Below are 24,675 nucleotides of genomic sequence, written 5' to 3' on the forward strand. Positions count from 1 at the left end.
GCGACCACCGAGGTGCTGCAGCAGCTGGGGCGCTCGCGCACCGCATCGACCGAGCTGCTGCCCATCGGCGGCGGCGCGGACCTGCCGGCCGATGCGGCCGCGACCGATCGCTTCATCGAGAAGATGATGGCCGCCTCGGGCATGGGCCGCACGCGCGCGCTGAGCTTGCTTGCGCGCTACGGCTCGAAGGCCTTGTCGCTCGCGCAGCGCCTGGCCGCCTCGGGCGACGTGCCGTTGCAGCATGCGCCCGATTACTCGGCCGCCGAGCTCTCGTACCTCTGCCTGGAAACCGGCGTGGTGCACCTGGACGACCTCGTGATCCGCCGCACGCTGCTGGCCATTCGCGGCCTCGTCACCGATGCCGCGCTCGCCGAAATCTCGGGCATCGCGGCCGAGGCGCTGGGCTGGGACGCCGTGCGCGCGCACCAGGAGCTGAGCGCATGCGCGACCGCCCTGCGCGAGCGCCACAACGTGCGCCTGCAAGCCGTGGCGCCCGACGTGGAACCTTCATTCGATGCATCATTGATGGCCAGCTCCGCCCTCGGCCAGTCCTAAAAGTGAACAGTCCCAACGACCTCTCGACCGTGCTCGACCGCAACTCCGAGTCCCCGCTGTGGGCCCAGTTCCGCGACGCGCTGCGCCTGCAGATCCTGCAGGGCGTGCTGCCCATCGGCGCCAAGCTGCCGTCCGAAGCCGAGCTGGGCGACCAGTTCGGCATCTCGCGCATCGTGGTGCGCGAAGCCCTGGCCGACCTGGTGCGCAACAACCTCATCTACAAGATCAAGGGCCGCGGCGCCTTCGTGTCGGCGCGCGAGCGCGACGAGGATTTCGTCTCGACCGTGCTCGGCTTTTCCGACGAAATGGAGCGCAAGGGCCGTTCGGTGCGCACGCAGATCCTCACGCAGGAACTGCGCGCACCCACAGATCAGGAGGCCGCGTCGCTCGGGCTCACCGAGCCCGACGCGCAGGTCGTTGCGCTCAAGCGCCTGCGCAGCGTCGATGGCGAACTGCGCCTCCTGGTCGAGACGGTGGTGCCCGCGGACCTCGCGCCCGGGCTGCATCGCACGCGGCTGGACGACCGTTCGCTCTACGACGTTTTGCGCCGCCAATACGGCCTGCGCCTGGTGCGCGCCGAACGCTGGATCGACGCCGTGCTGCCCGATGCCGAAACCTGCAAGCTGCTCGACCTGCCGCAGCCCGAGCCGCTCCTGCGCATTGAGTCGATCGCCTACGGCGCGAACGGCCGGCCGCTGGAGCACTACCGCGCGCTGCACCGATGCAAGGAAAGCCGCCTGCACGTGCAGACGACGACCTGATGTGGGTTGTGTCCCGTTCACACTGAGCCTGTCGAAGTGCCGGTCCAGGCTTCGACAAGCTCAGCCGGAACGGGTGCGGTGCATCGAGAACCTGGGCCGGGAACAATCCGTTCGCACTGAGCCTGTCGAAGTGTCGCTCCAGGCTTCGACAAGCTCAGCCCGAACGGGTGCGGTGCATCGAGAACCTGGGCCGGGAACAACCCGTTCGCACTGAGCTTGTCGAAGTGTTGGCGCAGGCTTCGACCAGCTCAGCCCGAGCGGCCGTTGCCGATCACGCGCACGGGTTCAGGCCTTGGCTGCTCGCGAGGGCCACAGCACCGAGGCGATCGCCACCATCATCAGCGCGACCGCGACCCAGTCCTGCCAGTGCACGACCTCGCCGAGCCACACCGCGCCGCTGAACACGCCGAGCACGGGGATGAACATCACGCTCAAGGTCGAGGCCACCGGCGGCAGCCCGCGCGCGAGGTAGAACCACGCCGCATGCGCGAAGCCGAAGATCAGCACCGCGTTGTAGAAGATCGATCCCCAGGTCACCGGGCTCGGCCAACGCCACTGGGCGCGCTCGAAGAGCAGCGAGAGCACCGTCATCACCACGGCCGTCATTGCCGTCATCCAGAACGAGAGCGTGAGCGTCGGCAGTCCGATGCGCGTGTGGCGCAGGAGCTGGGTGCCCAGCGCCCATGTCGCCGCGGCCACCAGCGCCAGGGCCACGTAGCCGGGACGCCCCGCGAGGTCGGTGAGCTCGTGCCACAGCAAAAGGCCCACGCCGATTGCACACGCACCCACGCCGATCCATGAACGCCGCGTGAGCACGGCCGAGAACAGCACCGCGCCGATGACCGCCGAGAACACCGGCATCGTGTACCCCAGGATCGCCGCGCGCCCACCCGACAGCGCCTTCACCGCGAGGATGATGCAGGCGTGCCAGACGAACATGTTGGTCGCGCCCAGCCACACCAGCTCGGGCCACGCGCTGCGCGGGACGCGGAACGGCACCTTCATCCACACCAGCGCGAGGCCCAGCACCGGCAGGCCCAGCCAGATCGAGATCGCGCGGAAGGCGAGCGGCGGATAGTCGGCCACGCCGAGCTTCATCACCGGCCAGTTGAGCCCCCATGCGAGGGTCAGGAGAACGAGCAGGACGAACTGGCGCGGGGTGAAGGAGGGCATGGACAGGCCTGGGGCTTACAGCAGACGCTTGAGGTAGCGCCCCGTGTGGCTCGCCTCGTTCGCAGCGATGTCCTCGGGCGTGCCTTCGCCCACCACCGTGCCGCCGCCGGCGCCGCCTTCGGGACCCATGTCGATGAGCCAGTCGGCCGTCTTGATGACGTCCAGGTTGTGCTCGATCACGACGATCGTGTTGCCCGCGTCGCGCAACTGGTGCAGCACCTTCAGCAGCAGCTCGATGTCGGCGAAGTGCAGGCCGGTGGTCGGCTCGTCCAGGATGTAGAGCGTGCGCCCGGTGTCGCGCTTGCTCAGTTCGAGCGCGAGCTTCACGCGCTGCGCCTCGCCGCCCGAGAGCGTGGTGGCCGACTGGCCCAGCTTGATGTACGAGAGGCCCACGTCCAGCAGCGTGCGCAGCTTGCGCTCGATGGTCGGCACGGCCTTCAGGAATTCGTGTGCGGTCTCGACCGTCATCTCCAGGATCTGCGCGATGTTCTTGCCCTTGTACTGGACCTCGAGCGTCTCGCGGTTGTAGCGCTGGCCGTGGCACACCTCGCAGGGCACGTACACGTCGGGCAAAAAGTGCATCTCGACCTTCACCACGCCGTCGCCCTGGCAAGCCTCGCAGCGGCCGCCCGCCACGTTGAAGCTGAAGCGGCCCGGGCCGTAGCCGCGCTCGCGCGCGGTGTTGGTCTCGGCCATCAGCTCGCGGATGGGGGTGAACAGACCCGTGTAGGTGGCGGGGTTGCTGCGCGGCGTGCGGCCGATCGGGCTCTGGTCGACGTTGATGACCTTGTCGAAATACTCGATGCCCTCGACCGATTCATGTGCCGCCGGCTCTTCGTGCGCGCGGTACAGCGTGCGGGCCACGGCCGTGTAGAGCGTGTCGTTCACCAGCGTCGATTTGCCGGAGCCCGAGACGCCGGTCACGCACGTCAGGAGGCCGACCGGGAAGGCCACGCTCACGTTCTTCAGGTTGTTGCCGGTGGCACCGACGACACGAATCTCCTGCAGGTCGGTTTGCGAGGCGATGTGCGCCGCCTCGCGCGCGGCACGGCGTTCGGCCGCGGGGCTCTGCGGAAAGCGCGAGGCTTTCTTGCCTTCGTTGAAGGCCGGTTTCTTCACGGCCGGCAGCCACGCGGTGCGGTGCTTGGGCACCTCGATCTTCTTCGTGCCCGAGAGGTACTGGCCCGTGAGCGAATCGGGGTTGGCCGACACCTCGGCATAGGTGCCCTGCGCCATCACGCGCCCGCCGTGCACGCCGGCGCCGGGGCCCATGTCGATCACGTGGTCGGCGGCGTGGATCATGTCCTCGTCGTGCTCGACCACGATCACGCTGTTGCCGATGTCGCGCAGGTGCTTGAGCGTGCCGATGAGCCGGTCGTTGTCGCGCTGGTGCAGGCCGATGCTGGGCTCGTCGAGCACGTACATCACGCCGGTGAGGCCCGAGCCGATCTGCGAGGCCAGGCGAATGCGCTGCGCCTCGCCGCCCGACAGAGTCTCGGCGCTGCGGTCCAGGCTCAGGTAGTTGAGGCCCACGTCGTTCAGGAATTTCAGCCGCAGGCCGATCTCGCGCACCACCTTGTCGGCGATGTCGGCCTTGGCGCCGCGCAGCTTGAGCGTCTGGAACCAGGCGAGCGAGTCGCGCAAGGTGAGGTGGCTCAACTCGAAGATCGCCATGCGCGGCGGCTCGCCGCCGTCGGCCGGGCGCGCGGATTCGTCGACCAGGAACACATTGCGGGCCTCGGGCCGCAACCGCGATCCGCCGCAGTCGGGGCAGGGCTGCAGGTTGCGAAAGCGCGCGAGGTCTTCGCGCACCATCACCGAATCGGTCTCGCGGTAGCGCCGCGTCATGTTGGGGATGATCCCCTCGAAGGGGTGCTTCTTCGTGAGCTTCTTGCCCGCGAAGTTGCCCGACTCCATCGTGTAGTTGAACTTGATCTCTTCAGCCGCCGAGCCGTTCAGCAGCACCTGCTGCACCGACGCGGGCAGCGATTCGAAGGGCGCGTCGACGTCGAACTTGTAGTGCTTCGCAACGCTCTCGATCATGCTGAAGTAGTAGCCGTTGCGGCGGTCCCAGCCCTTGATGGCGCCGCTGGCGATCGAGAGCGACGGAAAGGCCACCACGCGCGCCGGATCGAACACCTCGCGGTGGCCGAGGCCGTCGCAGCTCGGGCAGGCGCCCACGGGCGAGTTGAACGAGAAGAGGCGCGGCTCCAGCTCCGACAGCGAGTAATGGCAGATCGGGCAGGCGAACTTGGCGTTGAACAGGTGTTCCTTGTCGGCCACGCCCTCGGTGCCCAGTTCCAGCGCGATGGCCCGGCCCTCGGCCAGGCGCAGCGCCGCCTCGAAGCTCTCGGCCAGGCGCTGCTGCATGTCGGGGCGCGCGCGCAGGCGGTCGATGACCACGTCGATGTCGTGCTTTTCGGTCTTCTTGAGCTTGGGCAGGTCGTTGTATTCGTAGGTCTGGCCGTCGACGCGAAAGCGCACGTAGCCCGCGGCCTGCATCTCGGCGAAGAGCTCGAGGAACTCGCCCTTTTTCTCGCGCGCGACCGGCGCCAGGATCAACAGGCGCGGCTCGTCGGGAATGGCCAGCGTGGCATCGACCATCTGCGAAACCGTCTGCGCCTGCAGCGGCAGGTGGTGGTCGGGGCAGTAGGGCGTGCCGGCGCGGGCGTACAGGAGGCGCAGGTAGTCGTGGATCTCGGTCACCGTGCCCACGGTGGAGCGCGGGTTGTGGCTGGTGGCCTTCTGCTCGATGCTGATCGCAGGGGAGAGGCCCTCGATCACGTCCACATCGGGCTTGTCCATGAGCTGCAAGAACTGCCGCGCATAGGCCGACAGGCTCTCCACGTAGCGCCGCTGCCCTTCGGCATAGAGCGTGTCGAACGCCAGGCTCGACTTTCCCGAGCCCGACAGGCCGGTGATCACCACCAGCTTGTTGCGCGGGATGTCCAGGTCGACGTTCTTCAGGTTGTGGGTGCGCGCGCCGCGGATGCTGATGCGCTGCTGCGCCAGCACCGCGCCGAGGTAGGTGTCGCGTTCGCGTTGTGCGTCGCGTGCGCTTTCCTCTTGGGCGGCGAGTTCTTCAGTGGCTTTGGAATTCAAGGGGGCGATCGTCCGAGGGCAACCGGACATGATAGTCCGTGCGGCATTTCATGGCCAATGGGCGGCTTCTGGCGCTTTCATGGCCGCTTCGCTGGCCGAAGCGTTCCGCGGGCCCGGCGGCGGGGCCCCGCCGGCCGGCATCGGGCACAATCTCCGGTCCTCTTCCTCCTCCTTCATCTACTTATCAGGGGCAGTGCATATGGCATCGGTCAATAAAGTCATCGTCGTCGGCAATCTGGGTCGCGATCCCGAAATGCGTACCTTCCCGAGCGGCGACCAGGTCGCGAACGTCACAGTGGCCACCACCGATCGCTGGAAAGACAAGCAAAGCGGCGAAATGCGCGAAGCGACCGAATGGCACCGCATCGTCTTCAACGGCCGCCTGGCCGAAATCGCCGGCCAGTACCTGCGCAAGGGCTCGCAGGTCTATGTCGAAGGCTCCTTGCGCACGCGCAAGTGGACCGACAAGGACGGCGTCGAGAAGTACACCACCGAGATCCGCGCCGACCAGATGCAGATGCTGGGCAGCCGCCAGGGCCAGGGCGGCCCGTCGGGCGGTCCGGAAGACGACGGCGGCTATTCGCAAGGCGGCGGTGGTGGCGGTGGCTACTCGCAGGGCGGCAATGGCGGCGGCGGTGGTGGCGGCGGCTACGCCCCCCGCGCTCCCGCAGCGGCACCCCGCGCACCCTCGGCCGCGCCGCGCCAGGCACCGGCCAAGTCGTCGTCGGGCTTCGACGACATGGACGACGACATTCCCTTCTGATCCGAACGTCCCCCTTTGCATGACCGGGGCCGCCGCATCGCCGCTTCGGACATGCGTCCTGCTTTGGGCAGCCTCGCCCCTGGCAATGCCCTGATCCCCGCCCCGCAGCCCGCACCCCGATGAATTCGACCCTGGTGCGCCGGCTGCGTGCGTGGTTCTTCGAGGGCCTCTCGAAATACCGCGCCGCGCCCCTCTGGGCCAACGTGGTGCTGGCCGTCTCCATCGCCTTGCTGGCGGTCATGATCGTCTTCTTCGGCGGATCGTCCGGAGCGCCTGGCGTCGCGGCCACGCCGATCTCCCGCGCCGACTGGCAGACCACCGAGGCGCCGGGCTTTCGCGAACCCTCGCTCACCATGGACAGCCGCGCGCTGCCCGATGCCTGGCAACCCGCCGAGCTGCCGCTCTCGCCGCCCATCGCGCTGCTGCGCCAGGCCGACGGCCGTGTCTCGGACAGCGCGACGCGCACCACCTGGCTGCGCGTGGCCGTGCGCGAGCTGCCCACGCATGCCGGCCCGCTCGCGCTGTACGGCGTGCGCATCAAGACCGACGGCACCATCGCGGTGTATGCCGATGGCCGGCTGGTGCACCGCGCGCAGGAGAACGGGCCGCTGTGGAACAGCACCCGCACGCCGCTGTGGGTGGTGATCGAGAAGACGCCCGACGCGGTGCCGCTCAAGGAAATCCTCATCCGCCTGGAGCACACGCGCAACGCGCAGGTGGCGGTGTCGCCGCTGTGGCTCGGCCCGGTCGATTCGCTGAAAGACCGCCACGACAAGCGCCTGTGGTTCCAGCAGGACCTGCCGGCCATGCTCAGCGCCGCCTTCATGGCGGTGGGCCTGTTCGCGCTCTTCGTGTGGTTCAGGCGCCGCCATGAAACCGGCTACCTGCTTTTCTTCAACCTCGCGACCACGTCGTTCCTGCGCAGCCTCCATTTCTATGTGGGACTGCCCGTGGCCAACGACTGGTTCGCCTGGCTGACGGTCAATTCGCTGTTCTGGCTGGTCGCGGTGGTGCACTTCGCGTTGCGCCAGCTGCACGGCCGCCCGTTGAAGTGGCTGACCTGCGGGGTGGTCGGCTGGACCGTGCTGATCGGCGTGCTGACCCTGCCGGGGCTTTCGCTATTGAGGAACACGCCGCAGGTCACGCCCCTCATCTACGTCGGCGCGGCCTTCATGGGCGCTGTCGTCGCACTGGTGGGCGGCATCAGCGCGTGGCGCCGCTCGAACGAGGGGCGGCTGGTGGCAGTTGGCATCGGCGTGTGCGTGCTGCTGGGCCTGTCCGACTGGCTGCTGCAGAACAACTTCGTGAGCCCCGAGGGCTGGTACCTGGGCGCCTACACCAACGCCGTCACCTTCGCCGTCTTCGGCACGCTGATGTACCGGCGCTACGTCAACGCGATCGCCGAGGTGGAGCGGGTCAACGCCAGCCTCGCCGAGCGCCTGCAGGCGCGGGAGGCCGAGCTCGAGCAGAGCCACCGCCGGCTGCGCGAAGTGGAGCGGCGCCAGACCATCAGCGACGAGCGCCAGCGGCTCATGCAGGACATGCACGACGGCCTGGGCTCCTCGCTCATCAGCGCCATCCGCTCGGTGGAGAACGGGCGCCTGAGCGACGAGAAGGTGTCGCACATCCTCAAGAGCTGCCTGGACGACCTGAAGCTCACCATCGATTCGATGGAGCCGCTCGAGGAAGACCTGCTGCTCCTGCTGGCCACCCTGCGCTATCGCCTGGGCCCCCGGCTCGAGGGTTCCGGCGTGGTGCTGCGGTGGGAGGTGCAGGAGATCCCGCCGGTCGAATGGCTCGACCCGACCAGCGCGCTGCACATCCTGCGCATCGTGCAGGAGAGCATCGCCAACATCCTGCGCCACACCCGCGCCACCGAGATCCGCGTGGGCACCGTGCCGCAGGGCGAGGGCGTGCGCGTGACCATCCAGGACAACGGCCAGGGCTTCGACGTGGAGAAGGCCATGGCCGAGGCCGGCGGGCGCGGCATGCAGAACCAGCTGCGCCGCGCGCAAGCCATCGGTGGGAGCGTCAGCTGGCGCTCGGGGCCGACGGGGACGCTCTTCACGCTCTGGCTGCCGCTGCACCGCACGCCGCGCAAGGCGTGAAGCCCGCGCTCAGCCGGCGCCCGCGTGCCCCTGGTGTCGGGGCAGGTCGTCGTCGACGGCGAACCAGGGCGCCTTCGAGCCGACGAAGGTGTGCGCGCTCGGCCGGATCGACGGATCGTCCACCAGGGTGCCCAGGGTGACGTCCTCAGCCCGCCAGGCCGACGAACACGTTCTGCACATCGTCGTTCGCGTCGATGGCCGCGAGGAAGGTCTCGACTTCCTCCAGATCCTCGGCGCTCAGGCTGGCCGGGTCGACCGGGTTCTTCGGCTTGTAGCCCAGCTTGGCCGACAGCACCGTGAAGCCCTGCGCCGGCAGTGCGCGGCTCACGAGGTCGAGGTCGGTCGGGTCGGTCAGGAAGACGGTGGCGTTGCCTTCGGCGGCCGGCTCGAAGTCTTGCGCGCCCGCCTCGATGGCGGCGACTTCGGCATCGGCGGTGGCATTGGCGGGTTCGGCCTCGATCATGCCGACATGGTCGAAATCCCACGACACCGAGCCCGACGTGCCCAACTGCCCCTTGCGGAACAGCACGCGCATTTCAGGCGCGGTGCGGTTCACGTTGTCGGTGAGGCACTCGACCATCACCGGCACCCGGTGCGGCGCGAAGCCTTCGTAGATCACATGCTCGAAGTTCACCGCCTCGCCGGTGAGGCCCGCGCCCTTCTTGATGGCGCGGTCCAGCGTGTCCTTGGGCATCGAGACCTTGCGGGCCTGTTCCACCACCAAGCGCAGGCGCGAGTTGGAGGCCGGGTCGGCGCCGTTGCGCGCGGCCATCATGATTTCCTTGGCGAGCTTTCCGAACAGGCGGCCCTTGGCATTGGCGGCCAGGTCCTTGTGCTTTGCTTTCCACTGTGCGCCCATGGCGGATGTTCCTTGTGTGTTGTGTGCGGTGCCTTGCCTTGCCTGGCACTCGGGCCTGAAGGGCGGGATGACCGGTTTGGGCGACAACTGTAGCCGGAGCGCGCCCGGGGTGGAACCACGGGCTGCCGACTCGCCGGCGACAGCCGCCGGCCGGGCGCAACCAGATACTTCGTCCATGCACACACAGCCCCTGTTCTCGGTGGAGGCACGGCACGAGCTCCTGCAGCTGATGCGCGCCTATCCCCTGGCGACCCTCATCACCGTGGCAGACGGTTCGGCTGAGGCCAACCTGCTCCCGCTGGAGGTCTGCGACCTCGGCTTGCACGGCACGCTCCGGGGCCATGTCGCCAGAAGCCATTCGCTGTTCACAGGCGCGCCGGACGGCAGCCGGGCGACGGTCGTGTTCCAGAGCCCGAACGCCTACATTTCGCCGCGCTGGTACGTCAACGGGCAGCGCAGCGGCCGGCTCGCGCCCAGCTGGAACTACGCGGCGGTGCAGGCGCAGGGCGTCATCAGGTTCGTCGACGATCCGGCCTGGGTGCTGGCCCACCTGGCCTCGCTCACCGCGTCGCAGGAGGCGGGCCGCGCCGAACCGTGGTCGCTGGACGACGCATCGCCAGCGTTCTTGCAGGATGCCTCGCAACGGCTGGTGGGCTTCGAGATCGTCATCGGGTCGTTGACCGGCAAGCGCTTTCTCTCGCAGCAGCGCACCGAAGCCGACCGGCGCAGCGTGATCGAACACCTCGCCGGCGAAGCCGCACCGTCGGCGCATGCCGTGGCGTCGTTGATCGTGCCCTGACAGCGCGCGGGCGGACCGCAGTTTTCTCCAAGTTACGGATGCGAGGCGCCGCTACGCTGGCCTCATTCATCCACGCACGCAGGTCATTCCGCCATGCCATCCGCCGACGCACGACAGCAGCAGACAGAACACTTCCATCGGCTTCATGCCGGGCCCGACCCACTGGTTCTGGTGAACGCGTGGGACGCGGTGAGTGCGCGCATCGTCGAGCGCGCCGGTGCCAAGGCCATCGCCACCACCAGCGCGGGCATCGCGTGGGCGCTGGGCTACGCCGATGGCGAGCGCGTGCCCGTCGACGAACTGCTCGCGGCCACCGCGCGCATCTGCCGAATGAGCGGCGTGCCGGTCAGCGTCGACATCGAGCGTGGCTCCGGCGACAGCACCGAGGCCGTGTGCGACGTGGTGCGCGCGCTCATCGACATGGGCGCGGTGGGCGTGAACATCGAAGACGGCACGCTCCCCGGCACGCGCGCGCTGGCGCCGGCGGAAATCCTGTGCGAGCGCATCGAGGCGCTGCGCCGGCTCGATGCGCGCTTCTTCATCAACGCGCGCACCGACACCTATTTCGTCGCCAACGACGACCCCGCCGCCCGCTATGAAGACACGCTGCGCCGCGCGCGGCTCTATGCATCGGCGGGCGCCGACGGGATCTTCGTGCCGGGCATGGCGAGCCTGGAAGAAATCGCCGGCCTTGCGGCGGCGGTGACGCTGCCCGTGAACGTCTATGCGGGGCACGCCAAGGCGCCCGCGGTGCAGGTGCTCGCCGCCGCCGGCGTGCGCCGCATCAGCCTGGGATGCGGCCCCTTGCAGTCCGCGCTGGGGCTGCTCGGCCGCATCGCCGCGGAGGCCTTCGACGCCGGGCACGGCAGTTTCCACGCGATGGGCGAGGGGATGCTGTCGGCGGGCGAGGTGAATGCGCTCTTTTCCTCCCGGTCCTGACCGTTCGAGCGCGCAATACCCGGGAGCGCGGCGCGGGCGAAGAAAGGCCTGAGGTACAGTGGCGACCCCTTGCCGCAGCCCCCATCCACCGACCCCCTCGCCCCGCACGGCATCCGCCTCGAATCGGTCACGCTGGTTCGCGGCGAACAGCGCGTCTTCGACGGGCTGACGCTCGCGTTGAACGAATCGCGCATCGGGCTCGTCGGCGACAACGGCGCGGGCAAGAGCAGTCTCTTTCGGCTGATCAGCGGGCTCGACCAGCCGCAGCAGGGGCGGGTCGTGGTGCATGGGTACGACACGCAAATGGACCGGCGCCAGCTCTCGCAGCACGTCGGGCTGATGTTCCAGAACCCCGACGACCAGATCATCTTTCCCACCGTGGCCGAAGAGCTCGCGTTCAGCCTCACGGCACGCGGCCAGACGCGGCAGGCGGCGCGCGAACGGGCGCGCGAGTTTCTGGCGGAGCGCGGACTCGCGGCGTGGGCCGGCCGCGCCATCGGCGAACTGAGCCAGGGGCAGCGTCAGCAGGTGTGCCTGCTCGCGCTGCAGATCAGCCAGCCGGCCACGCTGCTGCTGGACGAACCCTTCGCGAGCCTCGACCTCCTGAGCCAGGCGCGGCTCGCGGCGCAGCTCGAGGCGACCGGCCAGCAGATCGTCGTTTCCACGCACCTGCTCGAACACGTCCACGACTTCGAGCGCGTGCTGTGGCTCGAACAGGGCAGGGTGCGCGCCGACGGGCCGGGCCGCGAGATCTGCGAGGCCTATGCCGAAGACGTGCGCCGGCGCGCCGAGGAGGAGCGGCGTGCGTAGCCTCTATTCGTCGCATCCGACCTGGCTGCACGGGCTGCCGGCGTGGGTCAAGCTGGCGGTGCTTTCGGTGTGCGGCACGCTGCTGGTGCTGGTCGAGCGGCCGGTTCACCTGGGCATCGCGTGTGCGGTGGTGCTGCTGCTCTTCGCATCGCTCGGCCGCACGGCATGGCTGCGCGTGCGGATGCTCGCTGGCATCGCGATCGCCTGCGCGCTGATCGTCGGCTTTCACTGGTTCCTCGGCACGACCGCGGTCGGCGTGGCGAGCGCGCTGCGCCTGGCCAGCGCGGCCGTGCTCGCGCTGATGCTCACGCTCACCACGCGCTTCGAAGACCTGCTGGTCGTGCTCGAAACCGTGATGCGGCCGCTGCAGCGCTTCGGCGTCCCGACCGAGCGCATTGCGCTGGGCATCGGCCTCATGCTGCGCTTTGCCGAAAACTTCTACGTGCAGTGGCAGCGCCTGGACGACGCCTACCGCGCCCGCGCGGGCCACGGTGGCGGGCTGCGCCTCCTGGCGCCGCTGACCATCCGCACGCTGCAGACCGCCGAGCGCGTGGCCGATGCGCTCGCCGCGCGGCTGGGCCGATAACGCAGCGAGCGCGGCGCAGAATCCGACGACGCCCCTTTCACAACTCCTGACATGACCACCACCGGCTCCATCACCTCGTCCCGCTCGCTTTCCTACATCGCGCTTTTCGCGGCATTGATGGCGGTGTTCGGCTTGATCCCCAAGGTCGACCTGCCGTTCGGCGTGCCGATCACGCTGCAGTCGCTGGGCGTGATGCTGGCCGGCTGCCTGCTTGGGCCGCGGCGCGGCTTCTTCGCGATCGCGCTGTTCCTGCTCGCGGTGGCGCTCGGGCTGCCGCTGCTGCCGGGCGGGCGCGGCGGGCTGGCGGTGTTCGTCGCGCCAGCGGGCGGCTTCCTGTTCGGCTGGATGTTCGGCGCCTTCGCCTGCGGCCTCCTGATGCGCCGCATGGCGGGCGCGACGGGCAAAGGGCTGCTGGCCGCGGCGTTCTTCGCGTCGGTGGTGGGCGGGATCGTCGTGGTCTATGCCTTCGGCATCGTCGGGCTCTCGCTCATCGCCCACATGTCGCTTTCGCAGGCGGCGCTGGCGATGCTGGTGTTCATTCCGGGCGACCTCATCAAGTGCGGCATCTGCGCGATGCTCGTGCAGACGGTGATGCGCGGCATGCCGAGCTGGCGGCTCGATCGCGACTGACCGCGTTCAGCCGCGCCGCGTGAACGCGGTGCGCGAGAGGTAGTCCTTGCGCGGGCCCTTCACCAAGTGATCGATGATGAACGCGCCGTCCGCAAGGAATCGGTAGACGCTGTCGTACTGGTCGGCCGCGCAGAGGTGACCGGCAGAGCCGACGAGCGCGTCGCCCTCGCGCACGGTGGCGATGCCGTGGAAGAGCCGCAGCGGAGCTTCGGCGAAGAAGACCGAAAAGCCGTCCTGGCTGCGTTCGTAGACGTATTCGCGGTGCCCGTCGAACGCTTGCCCGTCGGGCAGGCGGATGCGTCCTTCTTCCCGGTATTTCAGCTGGCCGGTTTCCATGCGCGTGAATCCGGCGATGCCGGTCATCGTGGCCTTGCCCTCGATGGTGCGGTCCAGGTCCCAGGCGCCTTCGAGGCGCTCGAAGACCGTGTCCGGCGTGCCCCAGAAAGCAAGGGGAGGCAGGGGCATCGTTTCCATGCGCCAACTCTAAGCCAAGCCAGGTTCGTTGACCTTTAGGTATTGATTGTTTCCGTTCTGTGAACACCGTGGTTCGTTTCGCTACGGGTTTTTACCTAGATCGCGTCGCACAATACATCCACAGACCGGCCCCCAAGCCGATCTGGGTGAACAGGGCCCCGAGCGAGGTGGCCGCCCCCGGAGGGACGGTGACCCACCCAAGACCGGTTCGAATCATCCAAAGCAAAAACTGAACTGAATTGAAGGAAATCCAAATGACCGCCTCGAAGATCCTCTCCGCCGTTGCTGTTGCCCTGATGGCTGTTGCCGGTGCCGCCCATGCCGAAACCTATGACGGCGTTCATCAACTGACCTCGGCCGCGAGCCGCGCCGACGTCGCCAGCCAGGCCGTGGTTGCCGCGCACAGCGCCAACCCGTACGCCACCGGCGCCAACGCAGGCCCCGCACCGGTCTTCGTGTCGTCGGTCAGCCGCGGTGCCGTCCGCGCCGAAGCCGTCGCCGCTGCACACAGCGCCGACCCGTACGCCGAAGGCGCCTCGGCTGGCGTGGCGCCGCTGGTCGCCAGCACCGTGGACCGCAACGCCGTCCGCGCCGCAGCCCGCGCTGCCGCTCGTGGCGACTCGCTGCCGCTGTAATCCCCCGGGAGCCTCGGCGCTCCGAAAGCCGGCCCTGCGAAAGCGGGGCCGGCTTTTTCTTTGCCCGGAATGTCCTCATGACACCCTCAGAGTGGCTTCGTAACATGAGCTGATATGGAACCCCTCGCCTTCGACCTCCGCCAGACCGCCCTCATCTCCATCGACCTTCAGCGCAGCAACGTCGCCCGCCCGCTGGCGCCGCACGCCGCGGCGGACGTGGTCCAGCGCAGCACGCGCATCGCCGATGCACTGCGCGCGGCCGGCGGCACCGTGGTGTGGGTGCGCGTCGATCTGGCCGGACTGCTGAGCCTTCCGTCCGACACCCCGCTGCGCCCGCCCGGATCGCCCCTGCCGCCGCCCGAATTCTCCGAGCTGGTGCCCGAAGTGCAGGTGCATGACGGCGACGTGCGGATCACCAAGCGCCAATGGGGTGCCTTCTACGGCACCGACCTCGACCTGCAACTGCGCCGCCGCGGCATCAGGACGCTGGTGATGAGCGGCATCGCGACCAATTTCGGCGTCGAATCGACGGCCCGCGCGGCCTTCGACCGCGGCTATGAACTCGTGTTCGTGGAAGACGCGATGACCTCGCTGGCCGCCGAACCGCACGCCTTCACCGTCAAGGAACTGTTTCCGCGCATGGGGCGCGTGCGTTCGACCGACGAATTCCTTGCCGCCATCGCCGGCAAGAACTGAAGTTCAGCGCGCGGCCAGAAGCCGCAGGCCGGCGACGACGAAGGGTGTGCCGTTCGGCGCGGCCGTCTCGCGCAGTTCGACGGTCCACTGCGAAGGCGCCTCGTCTGGCGTGGGGCGCGCGCGAAGCTCGCACGCGTAGAGCACCCGGCCGGCGCGCGTCGTGTCGTCGCGCACGGCGATCGCCTCGTCGCAGCATTCGTCCACCACGGCCCAGCGGCCATCGGCTTCGCTGCGCACCGACCGCCGTATCAGCCGCACGGCGATGCGTTCCGGCGCCACCGTGCGCTCGCCGCCCTGCGCCTCGGGCACGGTCGCCAGCAGGCGCACGTCGAACGGCTCCCCGATGCGAAAACCTTCGCCGCGCTCCAGCGACATGCCGCCCAATGCCACGCGCACGCGGCGCCGTTCGCGCAAGCTCGTGACGACGAACACCACCGTCAGCACCGAGAACGTCGCGAACACCGGCAGGCCGACCACCATCCAGAGCCACTGCCACCCGCCGGCCAGCGCCCAGGTCATCGCGTTGAAGCCGAACACCGCGAAGAAAGCCAGCACCGCCAGCGCCACGAACCATGCCACCCAGTCGCCGACCGATCTGCGCATGCGCTCGGTGGCCTGCGGCGCCTCGGACGTCCATTCGGCAGGCAATGTCTCATCGATGGGCGGCAGGCCGGCCGTTCGCGGATCGGGCCAGGGCGTCCAGAAATCGCCGGTCGTGTGTTCCAGGGCGATCCATTGGAGATCGGTCCAGGCCGGGAGGTAGGCGGTGGCGGTTTCCTCGCCTTCCACCCGCAGCGTGATGCCCGTGGCGCCATCGGGCGTCGCATCTTCGAAGCCGCGCGGGTAGACACCGGGCGCCCGGTGCATCCGCCGCTCCTGCAGGTCGACGATCAGCGTGTCGCCGCCGAGCGCCACCGCTTGGTAGCGGCCGTCGGGCGAGGCGCACCCGTATCGCGGCGCGCGTCCGGACAGATGGGCGATCAGTGCAACGGACGGGTGGAGGCGCGGCATGGGAGAAGCCACCGAGCATAGCCATGCAGCCCGGGAGCTCCGGGCGACACCAGGCCGGCGCGGCACTCGGCCGAAGTTCGTATCGACTGGCCGTGCGACAGACCGCGGCTGGGCCAAAAGGCGCATTGCCTTGCCGCAGCGCATCACTCATGATGGCGGCGCTGAAGGGATGACCGCCCGACTTCATGCTTTCGCATTACTGCGCCACGGTGGTGCGGACACGCGAAAATAAGACGACATTTCCGCCAGGAAAAATGGAAAGCATGATCCGTCGCCCCTGACGCGACAACCCAACACGCATGGCTCTAACTCTCGACCCCGAAGATACGCGCGGACGCATTCACGATCTCGTGTGGTGCGGCTTCTATCCCGATGCCGATGTCGAGTGGATGATCACTGACGAGTATCTCGACCCCGACGAGCTCACGAGCGAAGACAGGGCCTGGGTCAGGGCCGAGGCCGCCAGCGCCTGTGCCGCCAAGCGCGCCGCGGAGGCCGGGTGGCCGGCGCAGACCGAGTACGACCGGCTCGAAGCGGTGTTCGCGCAACTGCGCAACGAGAAGGTCATTGCGCTGCACCGCGCAGGCAACACGCTTTCCGACGGCCACGACGACGTGCGGGAGCAATGGCGCGCGGCGGGGCGCCTCGCCTCGGGCATCCGGGGCTGCTGCTTCTATCACTCGCAGGACCTGGACACGGCCGTGCGCACCGGCCGGCTGCACCTGGCATTCAGCGGCGGCATGATCCCCGAGATCGAGCAGCGCGAAGCCAACTCGGTAGTGATCGGCCACCGCATCGTCGAACTGCTGCGCGCCGCCGGGTTCGCGGCGCACTGGAGCGGCAACATCAACGAGCGCATCGAAGCCGATCTCGGCCGATGGCGCAAGCGAGGCCCCTCGGCGTGAGCGCGCCGGCCTGGCTGCCGCCGCGCCGCATCGACGCCATCGATTTCTGGCTGCGCTCCCGGCTGCTGGCCGGCGCCCACGCGCTGCGCGAGGCGCTGCGGCCCTCGGCGCGGCGCTGGCGGGGCGGCACGCACGCACTGGCCGATGCGCCGGTGCTCGCGCAGTACCGCACCGCGCTCTGGTCCGACGGGCGCGCGGACGAATTTCCCCTCGTGGCCGGCAAGGTGCAGAACCTGCGCGTGGCGCGCTGCGCCTTCGACGCCATCGAGGTGCCGGCCGGCGAGGTGCTGAGCTTCTGGCGCCAGTTGGGCCGGCCGGGCGCCTGGCGCGGTTTCGTGCAGGGCCGCGAACTGCGCGGCGGCTGCGTGGTGCCGACGCTGGCCGGAGGCCTGTGCCAACTCTCGAACGCGCTCGCCACCGTGGCCGCCCGCGCCGGGCTGGAACTGGTGGAGCGCCATGGGCACACGGCGCGCATCGAGCAATCCGCCGGCGCGGCGGGCGATGCCGTGGATGCGACGGTGTTCTGGAACTACGTCGACCTGAAGGTGCGCGCGAAGCATGCGTGGCGGCTCGAGGTGGCGCTGACTTCCGACGAGCTCGTGCTGCGCATCCGCGCGCGCTCGCCGTTGGCGATGCCCGCGGCGCCGGTGGCGCTGCGGCGAGCCAGCGAGGAGGGGGCCGGCACCGCACCGCCATCGCTGCCGGTGGCGCGCGGCTGCCTCAGTTGCGACCAGACCGCGTGCTTCCGGCACCGCTCGCTCCCCGCCGTGGCGCAGCAAGGGCGCACCGCCGTGCTGCTCGATGCGTGGACCCCCGAGTTCGCGCGCTACCTCGGCGAACACCACGCCGGCGCCGACCGCATGCAGGCTGTGCCGCTGCGGCTCGCGTGCTGGCGCTCCCGTCCGGCCGCAGGCTGGCACCGGGAGGCCGTTGCGGATGGCGGGTCCATCTCATCGCCCTGGTGGGCCAGTCTGCGCCGAGCCGTGTGGCAGCGCCTCTGGGCGCGGCATGCGGGCAAGCGGCAGGGCAGCCTGATCGACGGCCAGCGCTGGCTGGCGCTCGCATTCGCCGCGCGGCTGGAACCCGAGCACACGCAACTCGTGATCGTCCAGGCGTTGCTGCCGCACCTGCAGCAGGCCGGCGCGCTCGACGGCCGGCGGGTCACTGTGCTGGCCAGCGCGTTGCCGATGGCGGAAATCGAGCGTCGGCTCGATGCGGCCGCTCGGCGCTGGCCCGAGGACGCCACGCTGCGCGACTTTCGCGCCGATCCGGCGCTCGTGCGCGCAGAGGCCGCAGCGTTGGCGCGGGCCGCGGTGGTGGTCACCCCGCATGCCGAGGTCGCGACCCAGCTGGCCGCGATGGCGCCGCAGGCAGCATCGGTGCGGCTCGACTGGGCGTGGCCTGCCGCGCGCGCCGTCGATGCGGCAGGCGATGAGCTGCCGCTGATCGTCTTCGCGGCGAGTGCGCTCGCGCGAAAGGGCGCGCGCGAACTGGCGGCGGCGCTGAAGGGCTGGCCCTGCCGCCTGCGCGTGCTCGGCTCGCCCTCGGACGATGCGCAGCTCTGGCGCGGCATCGGCAGCGTCGAGCACATGCACTGGCGCGGCGATGGGCTGGACGGCGCCCGCGTGGCGGTGCTGCCCGCGTACATCGAGCACGCACCGCGTGCGCTCCTGCGCGCCCTGGCGGCCGGCGTGCCGGTGGTGGCTTCGGGCGCCTGCGGCCTCGCCGGACTGCCGGGGGTGCGCGAAGTGACGGCGGGCGACGTGGAGGGACTGCGCGCGGCATTGAGGAATGCCTGCGGCGCGGACGACGACAACAAGAACGAAGAAGGCATTGCATGACCATCGATCTCCAGACGCTCAAGTGCGGCGAATGCGGCAGCAGCGTGCTCAAGCGCACGGGCCTGAACGAATACACCTGCGACCACTGCGGCTCCGTCACGCTGGTGGAGGACAACGTCTCCGATCGGCTCGAGCGCGTGCTCGACCAGGTCAAGAACGAAGCCGGCCGGCGGCTCGCGGCCGAAGAGACGCTGCGGCAGAAGCTCATGCTGCGCAACATCGGCATCGCGATGATCGGCGTGCTCGGCCTGGTGCTGGTGTGGCGCATCGTCATGCTGTTCGTGGAGCCGCGCCGGCCCGATGACGCACGGCCCGTGGTCGCTGCGGTGGTCGACCGCAGCATTCCCACCGACGGCCTGAAGCTGGGCGAGCCGCGGCAGGTGCTGGTGGGCAGCGGCAGTTCGGCGCAGCCCAAGCTGCTGGTGGTGGCGCGCAACGAAACCGGCAAGCCGCTGTTGCGCACGGGCATCCGGGCGACCTACTACGACGGCGACAGCAAGGTGGACGAGCGCACCGAGACGCTGCCGATCTACGTGCTGGAGCCCGGCGAGAGCGCCCCTGTGCTGATCGATATGCCGAGCGGAAAGAACGTGACGCGTCAGGAACTGCAGGTGCAGAAACTGTCCGGGCCCTACAACGCGGTGCAGGGGCCGCGCCTGGCGTTCACGCGCGTGCGGCTGGTGCAGCAGGGCGAACGCGTGCGGCTGGTGGGGCGCATCGACAACATGCGCAAGGACGCGGCCACGATCGGCGGCATCGATGTGCTGGTCACGCTTTTCGACGACGCCGGGCAGGTCATCGGCTTCGGCCACGGCTATGCGCAGGCGAGCGAACTCAAGGCCGGCGCGCAGACCTCGGTGGACGTGAGCGTCGCGCGTTTCGGCCGCGCCGCGGTGATCGCGGCGTGGGACTACCGGATTGGCTACAACACCGTCGAGGCCTCGGGCTCGCGAACGCCGGTGCTGAACGCCGAGCGGGTGATCCGCACCGCAGCCGGACCGGAGAGCTTCAACCCCGACCTGCGCCTGGGCACCGAAGACCTGCTGGCCGAGGACAGCGAGCGCTTCGATCCGAAGGACCTGGAGCTGCTGCCGCTGGTCGACGGGCGCAACAACATCCAGCAGCGGCTCTTTCTCGGCGAACTGGTGAACCGCAGCACCGACGCGATCGTGCTCGCGCCGGGCGGCGTGATCTCGCGCTTTGCCGGCAGCAAGGCGCACGGCACGACGAACATCACGGGGCTGGCCTACCTCTACCCGGGCGAGCGCTTCCCGATCTTCCTGGAGCCGCAGGACATGGAGCGCTTCACCTCGACCCGCATCGAATGGAAGCCGATGCGCCGCGCTGCCTTGCCGGGGCCGCGCAAGCCGCTCGAAGTGAAGGTGAGCGGCACCAAGGCCGAACTGGGCAGCGTGCTGCTCAACTTCAGCCAGCGATTCACCTACAAGAGCGTGGAGGTCACGGGCAGCGTGAAGAACCCGGGCAGCGCCATCGTCGGCAAGGTGCGGCTGTGGGTGAGCCTGCGCGACCGCAACGGGCAGCTCACCGGTTTCAAGTTGGTGGACAACCTGCCGGCCATCGCACCGGGCGAGAGCGTGCCGTTCCAGGTGAACGTGGAGCAGAACGGCCGCGACTTCGCGAGCGTGACCACGCTATACCAAACCGAATAGCCCCTGCCGTGGCGGCGGCGGGCCGAACACGCCATCATGGCGCCCATGATTCCGTTCTCGATCCTCGATCTCTCCCCCATCACCGAGGGCAGCGACGCCGCGCAGTCGTTCCGCAACTCGCTCTCGCTCGCGCAGCACGGCGAAAAGCTCGGCTACTCGCGCTACTGGCTCGCAGAGCACCACGGCATGCCGGGCATCGCGAGCGCGGCGACCGCTGTGCTCTTGTCGTATATCGGGGCGGGCACGTCGTCGATCCGCATCGGCGCCGGCGGCGTGATGCTGCCGAACCACTCGCCGCTGGTGATCGCCGAGCAGTTCGGCACGCTGGCGTCGCTCTACCCCGGGCGCATCGACCTGGGGCTCGGGCGGGCACCCGGCTCCGACCAGCGCACGGCGCGCGCCCTGCGCCGCAACCTCGAATCGGATGCCGACCAGTTCCCGCAGGACGTGGTCGAGCTGATGGATTTCATGTCGAAGACGCCGCAGCAGCCCGTGCGGGCCGTGCCCGGCGAGGGGCTCGAGGTGCCGGTGTGGATCCTCGGCTCCAGCACCTTCGGCGCGCAGCTGGCGGCGCACCTTGGCCTGCCCTATGCCTTTGCCTCGCACTTCGCGCCGCAGCAGATCATGCAGGCCATCCAGATCTACCGCGAGACCTTCAAGCCTTCGGCGCAGCTGAAGAAGCCGTACGTGATGCTTGGCTTCAACGTGTTCGCGGCCGACACCGACGAGGAGGCCGAATTTCGCGCCACCTCGTGGCAGCAGGCCTTCGTCAACCTGCGCAGCGGCCGGCCCGGCCGCCTGCCGCCGCCGGTGGAAAACTACCGCCAGAAGGTGGGGCCCGCGGAAAACGCGCTGCTCGACTCGGTGCTGTCGTGCTCGGCGGTCGGCTCGGTCGAGACGGTGCGCCAGGGCATCGAGGCCTTCGTTGCGCGTACCGGCGCCGACGAATTGATGATCACCTCGCAGGTGTTCGACCATGCGGCGCGGCTGCGCTCCTACGAGCTGCTGGCGGGCATCCGCTAAAGGCGCCGGGGGCCCATTTCCCCCACGCCGGAACCCGCTACCCCGGGGCTGGGACAATGGCGGGCTTATGGCAAAGCAACGGATCGTGGTCGGACTGAGCGGCGGGGTGGACTCCGCCGTCACCGCGCACCTGCTCAAGCAGCAGGGGCACGAGGTGGTCGGCATCTTCATGAAGAACTGGGAAGACGACGACGACAGCGAATATTGCTCGTCGAACATCGACTTCATCGATGCCGCCAGCGTGGCCGACGTGCTGGGCATCGAAATCGAGCACGTCAACTTCGCCGCCGACTACAAGGACCGCGTGTTCGCCGAATTCCTGCGCGAATACAAGGCCGGCCGCACGCCGAACCCCGACGTGCTGTGCAACGCCGAGATCAAGTTCAAGGCCTTCCTCGACCATGCGATGCGCCTGGGCGCCGAGAAGATCGCCACCGGCCACTACGCGCGCGTGCGGTTGAACCAGGCCACCGGCAAGCACGAGTTGCTCAAGGGCCTCGACCCGTCCAAGGACCAGAGCTACTTCCTGCACCGCCTGAACCAGGCGCAGCTGTCGAAGACGCTGTTTCCGGTCGGCGAGCTGCACAAGACCGAGGTGCGCCGCATCGCCGAGGAAATCGGCCTGCCCAACGCGAAGAAGAAGGACTCGACCGGTATCTGCTTCATCGGCGAGCGGCCGTTCCGCGACTTCCTGAACCGCTACATCTCCAAGGAGCCGGGCCCGATCAAGGACGACCGCGGCCGCAAGCTCGGCGAACACCAGGGCTTGAGCTTCTACACGCTGGGACAGCGGCAAGGGCTGGGTATCGGCGGCGTCAAGGAGAAGGGCGCGCAGCGCGGATCGGGCGATCACTCGCCGTGGTTCGTGGCGCGCAAGGACGTCGAGAAAAACACGCTCTGGGTGGTGCAGGGGCACGACCATCCGTGGCTGCTGTCGTCGGCCTTGAACGCGGACGATGCGAGCTGGGTGGCGGGCGAAGCGCCCGCCGCGGGCAGCTACGGCTCGAAGGCGCGCTACCGGCAGGCCGATGCGGGCTGCGAACTGTCCGATGGCGCAGAGGGCGCGAACGTCGCTTTCAGCCTGCGCTTCGGCGCGCCGCAATGGGCTGTGACGCCGGGGCAGTCGGCCGTGCTCTATGACGGCGAGCGCTGCCTCGGGGGCGGCGTCATCGTCTGAGAGGCATTCGGCGTGACCGCTCATCCCCCGCAAATGGCACCACTCTGCGTTGCAAATGCTCGCCGTAGCCCGGGCTATGGCTGCGCTTTACGCCTTGATTGGGCCTATTTGCGGGCGCTGCTCGGTCACGCCGAATTGCCTGTCAGCCTCTGAGCGGCGGGGTCCGCACCGATTCGTCGATGTGGATCAGGTCGAGCGGATGGCGCTGGCCAGCTAGGTAGTCTTCGATGCATTGCAGCAGCAACGGGCTGCGATGCCGCGCTACGCTGGCGCGAATTTCTTCGGGGGTCATCCACAGCGTGCGCACGATGCCTTCGTCGAGCGCTCGGCCTTCTTCCTTCGCGCCGAGCACGCCGGTGAAGGCGAAGCGCATGTAGGTCACGTCTTCTCCCCGCTCGGCCTTCGGGCGGGAGCGCGCCATGTAGACACCGACGAGCGCGGTCGGCGTGAAGTGGTGGGCGGTTTCCTCGAGCGTTTCGCGGGTGCAGCCTTCGGCCGGCGATTCACCGGGGTCGAGGTGACCTGCGGGCGTGTTGAGCATGAGGCCGTCGGCGGTGTGCTCTTCGACCAGCAGGAACCTTCCATCCTGCTCGATTACCGCGGCGACGGTGACATTGGGCTTCCAGCGCTGGGCCATGGCGGGCTGCCTGCTAGCGGAGCACGTAGCCGGCGAAGCGCCAGGTGCGGTCGCGGTCGAGGTGAAAGGTCACGAGCTCGCGCAAGGTGCCTTCGGGTTTGTTGGCGAACCGTGTCTCGTATTCGACGCTGACGTATTGGCCGGCGGTGTCCGCATCGGCATCGGCAACGACCTGTCGGTTCACCGCCACCCATGTGCGCTGTTGCGGTGCGCCGAGCGATGCGCGGTTGCTGGCGACCTTGCCCGTGAAGTCGGCGCGTGTCACGCGCTTGCGGGTGGCCGGCGTGGCGCCGTCCCAGAGTTCGCCGGCCTTGCCCTGGTCGATCATCTGGATCGCCTGCATGCCGCCGCGCACCATGTCGCTGGCCTCGACGACGTCCTGTGCGGCGGCCAGGCCGGTGAAGCTGCTCCAGAGCAGCGTGGCGGCGAGCAGCAGCCGGGTCGTGCGGTTCATCGTCTTATTCCTTGTTGGGTGCCGGGAACGCCGTTGGAGACTGTAGCCCGGCGGAGATTCCCGCCCTGTCGGGTGGACGCACTAGCGCAAGGCCGGTGCGGGCAAGACGTCCGCTTCGATCGTTTCGAGCCGATAGCCCAGTCCGTAGATGGCCAGCAGCAGGAAACCGTTCGCGGGGCGCAGTTCGAGCTTGGTTCGAAGACGTGACACGTGGGTGTCGAGCGAGCGGGAGAGCGCCTCCACGCCCAGCCCCCACACCGCTTCGTGCAGGTGTTCGCGCGAGAGCAGGCGCCCGAGGTTCTGGAACAGGAAGAGCGCCAATTCGTACTCGCGGTTCTTCAATTCGACCGGCTTGCCCCTGACCTTCAGCACGCGTGAGGGCGGGTAGAAGTGGTAGGGGCCAAAAATCAGCTCGGCCTCGTGCTTCGAGGGATAGGAGCGTCGCAGCAGCGCATTGACGCGGGCCTCCAGCTCGCCGGCCCGGATCGGCTTGGCCATGAAGTCGTCGGCGCCGCAGTTGAGGCCAGCGACCATGTCGGTTTCATCGCGCCGATCGGTCACGAAGAGGATGGGCAGGCGGCTCTTGAGGGTGTGCCGGATGGCGTTCACCACGTCCAGGCCTTTCATGTCCGGGGGGCTCCAATCGAGTATCAACAGATCGAAGGTCTGCCTGCGCAAGGATTGCAGCAGCGTTCTTCCCTCGGTGTACATGCGCGACTCGTGTCCGAGCTTCGTCATGGTGTGGTTGATCAACTTGAGCTGTTCCGCCCCGTTGTCCAGTACGGCAATACGCATTCCATCCCCTTTTTCCCTTCGCCAGCCTCAGTGAGCGGACGATTGGCCCGAAGTGTATCTATCTGCGTCTGGCACAAGAAATGGTGATTGCAACTAATGCACGCAATTTGCGTTTTTCGGGCGCAAGCTAGGCAGAGATGACTGCAGTTGAATACAAATAATGCGGATGTCAGCACAATCGTTTACCTATCTGGCCCATGTTGCGTGGGTTCTTGATCGGGGTCAAGAAGCCAATCCGGTCTTCGGGCGAGACTGCCGCATCCGACCGGCAA

At 68.6% G+C, this 24,675-nt stretch carries 25 protein-coding genes; 16 read left to right on the top strand and 9 right to left on the bottom strand.

The window, feature by feature from the left end; translation table 11 throughout:
* A partial coding sequence (locus RT97_RS23645; RefSeq protein ID WP_042581284.1) for a glycerol-3-phosphate dehydrogenase C-terminal domain-containing protein occupies positions 1–555 on the top strand: 555 nt, incomplete at its 5' end.
* A gap of 2 nt (positions 556–557) precedes the next feature.
* Positions 558–1,316 (top strand): GntR family transcriptional regulator, encoded by a 759-nt coding sequence (locus RT97_RS23650; RefSeq protein ID WP_042581285.1) that lies wholly within the window; start codon positions 558–560, stop codon positions 1,314–1,316.
* Between the two features lie 285 nt (positions 1,317–1,601).
* On the opposite strand, the gene RT97_RS23655 is transcribed toward RT97_RS23650, so the two are convergent.
* Positions 1,602–2,489: a DMT family transporter gene (locus RT97_RS23655; RefSeq protein ID WP_042581286.1), complete on the bottom strand. Its 888-nt coding sequence runs from the start codon at positions 2,487–2,489 to the stop codon at positions 1,602–1,604.
* 15 nt (positions 2,490–2,504) lie between these two features.
* Positions 2,505–5,621 (bottom strand): excinuclease ABC subunit UvrA, encoded by a 3,117-nt coding sequence (gene uvrA, locus RT97_RS23660; RefSeq protein ID WP_042581287.1) that lies wholly within the window; start codon positions 5,619–5,621, stop codon positions 2,505–2,507.
* Between the two features lie 169 nt (positions 5,622–5,790).
* Here uvrA and ssb point away from each other — a divergent pair, with 169 nt between their 5' ends.
* Positions 5,791–6,354 carry a single-stranded DNA-binding protein gene (ssb, locus tag RT97_RS23665; RefSeq protein WP_042581288.1) on the top strand — a complete coding sequence of 188 codons (564 nt, stop codon included), beginning with the start codon at positions 5,791–5,793 and terminating at the stop codon, positions 6,352–6,354.
* 119 nt (positions 6,355–6,473) lie between these two features.
* Positions 6,474–8,462, top strand: a complete 1,989-nt coding sequence (locus RT97_RS23670; RefSeq protein WP_042581289.1) for a sensor histidine kinase — start codon at positions 6,474–6,476, stop codon at positions 8,460–8,462.
* Between the two features lie 9 nt (positions 8,463–8,471).
* Here RT97_RS23670 and RT97_RS32650 read toward each other — a convergent pair whose 3' ends face one another.
* Entirely contained in the window at positions 8,472–8,642 is a 171-nt protein-coding gene (locus RT97_RS32650; RefSeq protein ID WP_437184106.1) for a hypothetical protein, read from the bottom strand.
* Entirely contained in the window at positions 8,608–9,321 is a 714-nt protein-coding gene (locus tag RT97_RS23675; RefSeq protein ID WP_042581290.1) for a YebC/PmpR family DNA-binding transcriptional regulator, read from the bottom strand. The genes RT97_RS32650 and RT97_RS23675 overlap by 35 nt, the downstream gene beginning before the upstream one ends.
* A gap of 175 nt (positions 9,322–9,496) precedes the next feature.
* Here RT97_RS23675 and RT97_RS23680 point away from each other — a divergent pair, with 175 nt between their 5' ends.
* The 5 genes from RT97_RS23680 (at position 9,497) to RT97_RS23700 (ending at position 13,085) form a co-directional block, all read left to right on the top strand.
* Entirely contained in the window at positions 9,497–10,120 is a 624-nt protein-coding gene (locus RT97_RS23680) for an FMN-binding negative transcriptional regulator (protein WP_042581291.1), read from the top strand.
* 93 nt (positions 10,121–10,213) lie between these two features.
* Complete coding sequence (locus tag RT97_RS23685) at positions 10,214–11,059, top strand: isocitrate lyase/PEP mutase family protein (protein WP_042581292.1); 846 nt, start codon at positions 10,214–10,216, stop codon at positions 11,057–11,059.
* A gap of 69 nt (positions 11,060–11,128) precedes the next feature.
* A complete protein-coding gene (locus RT97_RS23690; RefSeq protein ID WP_042581293.1) occupies positions 11,129–11,869 on the top strand; it encodes an energy-coupling factor ABC transporter ATP-binding protein in 741 nt (246 codons plus the stop codon).
* Positions 11,862–12,455, top strand: coding sequence for an energy-coupling factor transporter transmembrane component T family protein (locus RT97_RS23695; protein WP_042581294.1), 594 nt, complete (start codon positions 11,862–11,864; stop codon positions 12,453–12,455). The genes RT97_RS23690 and RT97_RS23695 overlap by 8 nt, the downstream gene beginning before the upstream one ends.
* Before the next feature lie 51 nt (positions 12,456–12,506).
* On the top strand, positions 12,507–13,085 hold the full coding sequence (locus RT97_RS23700; protein ID WP_042581295.1) for a biotin transporter BioY: 579 nt from the start codon (positions 12,507–12,509) through the stop codon (positions 13,083–13,085).
* 6 nt (positions 13,086–13,091) lie between these two features.
* Here RT97_RS23700 and RT97_RS23705 read toward each other — a convergent pair whose 3' ends face one another.
* On the bottom strand, positions 13,092–13,559 hold the full coding sequence (locus RT97_RS23705; RefSeq protein ID WP_052810741.1) for a DUF6314 family protein: 468 nt from the start codon (positions 13,557–13,559) through the stop codon (positions 13,092–13,094).
* Positions 13,560–13,813: 254 nt separating this feature from the next.
* Here RT97_RS23705 and RT97_RS23710 point away from each other — a divergent pair, with 254 nt between their 5' ends.
* Together RT97_RS23710 and RT97_RS23715 are read left to right on the top strand one after the other, a co-directional pair.
* Entirely contained in the window at positions 13,814–14,194 is a 381-nt protein-coding gene (locus RT97_RS23710) for a hypothetical protein (RefSeq protein WP_042581296.1), read from the top strand.
* Positions 14,195–14,308: 114 nt separating this feature from the next.
* Entirely contained in the window at positions 14,309–14,890 is a 582-nt protein-coding gene (locus tag RT97_RS23715) for an isochorismatase family protein (RefSeq protein WP_042581297.1), read from the top strand.
* Between the two features lie 3 nt (positions 14,891–14,893).
* On the opposite strand, the gene RT97_RS33925 is transcribed toward RT97_RS23715, so the two are convergent.
* Positions 14,894–15,901 carry a hypothetical protein gene (locus RT97_RS33925; protein ID WP_253278308.1) on the bottom strand — a complete coding sequence of 336 codons (1,008 nt, stop codon included), beginning with the start codon at positions 15,899–15,901 and terminating at the stop codon, positions 14,894–14,896.
* A gap of 299 nt (positions 15,902–16,200) precedes the next feature.
* On the opposite strand from RT97_RS33925, the gene RT97_RS23725 reads away from it, so the two are divergent.
* The 5 genes from RT97_RS23725 (at position 16,201) to mnmA (ending at position 22,517) form a co-directional block, all read left to right on the top strand.
* Positions 16,201–16,806 (top strand): DUF6891 domain-containing protein, encoded by a 606-nt coding sequence (locus RT97_RS23725; RefSeq protein WP_042581298.1) that lies wholly within the window; start codon positions 16,201–16,203, stop codon positions 16,804–16,806.
* Positions 16,803–18,647, top strand: coding sequence for a VanW family protein (locus RT97_RS23730; protein WP_253278309.1), 1,845 nt, complete (start codon positions 16,803–16,805; stop codon positions 18,645–18,647). Before RT97_RS23725 ends, RT97_RS23730 begins: the two co-directional genes overlap by 4 nt.
* A complete protein-coding gene (locus RT97_RS23735; protein ID WP_042581300.1) occupies positions 18,644–20,317 on the top strand; it encodes an FxLYD domain-containing protein in 1,674 nt (557 codons plus the stop codon). Before RT97_RS23730 ends, RT97_RS23735 begins: the two co-directional genes overlap by 4 nt.
* A 45-nt stretch (positions 20,318–20,362) precedes the next feature.
* Positions 20,363–21,340 (top strand): LLM class flavin-dependent oxidoreductase, encoded by a 978-nt coding sequence (locus RT97_RS23740; RefSeq protein ID WP_042581326.1) that lies wholly within the window; start codon positions 20,363–20,365, stop codon positions 21,338–21,340.
* A gap of 67 nt (positions 21,341–21,407) precedes the next feature.
* Positions 21,408–22,517, top strand: coding sequence for a tRNA 2-thiouridine(34) synthase MnmA (gene mnmA / locus RT97_RS23745; RefSeq protein ID WP_042581301.1), 1,110 nt, complete (start codon positions 21,408–21,410; stop codon positions 22,515–22,517).
* A 142-nt stretch (positions 22,518–22,659) separates the two neighbouring features.
* Here the strand turns inward: mnmA and RT97_RS23750 are convergent, their stop codons facing one another.
* The 3 genes from RT97_RS23750 to RT97_RS23760 all read right to left on the bottom strand — a co-directional run bounded on the left by RT97_RS23750 (position 22,660) and on the right by RT97_RS23760 (position 24,403).
* Entirely contained in the window at positions 22,660–23,154 is a 495-nt protein-coding gene (locus RT97_RS23750; protein ID WP_042581302.1) for an NUDIX hydrolase, read from the bottom strand.
* Between the two features lie 13 nt (positions 23,155–23,167).
* The gene (locus tag RT97_RS23755; protein ID WP_042581303.1) at positions 23,168–23,608 is read right to left on the bottom strand and encodes a DUF4019 domain-containing protein; all 441 of its coding nucleotides are present in this window, start codon (positions 23,606–23,608) and stop codon (positions 23,168–23,170) included.
* An 81-nt stretch (positions 23,609–23,689) separates the two neighbouring features.
* Positions 23,690–24,403, bottom strand: coding sequence for a response regulator transcription factor (locus RT97_RS23760; protein WP_042581304.1), 714 nt, complete (start codon positions 24,401–24,403; stop codon positions 23,690–23,692).
* Positions 24,404–24,675 lie beyond the last annotated feature (272 nt).

Origin of the sequence: Variovorax paradoxus (assembly GCF_000834655.1) — a bacterium.
In the GTDB taxonomy this organism is placed as follows: domain Bacteria; phylum Pseudomonadota; class Gammaproteobacteria; order Burkholderiales; family Burkholderiaceae_C; genus Variovorax; species Variovorax paradoxus_F.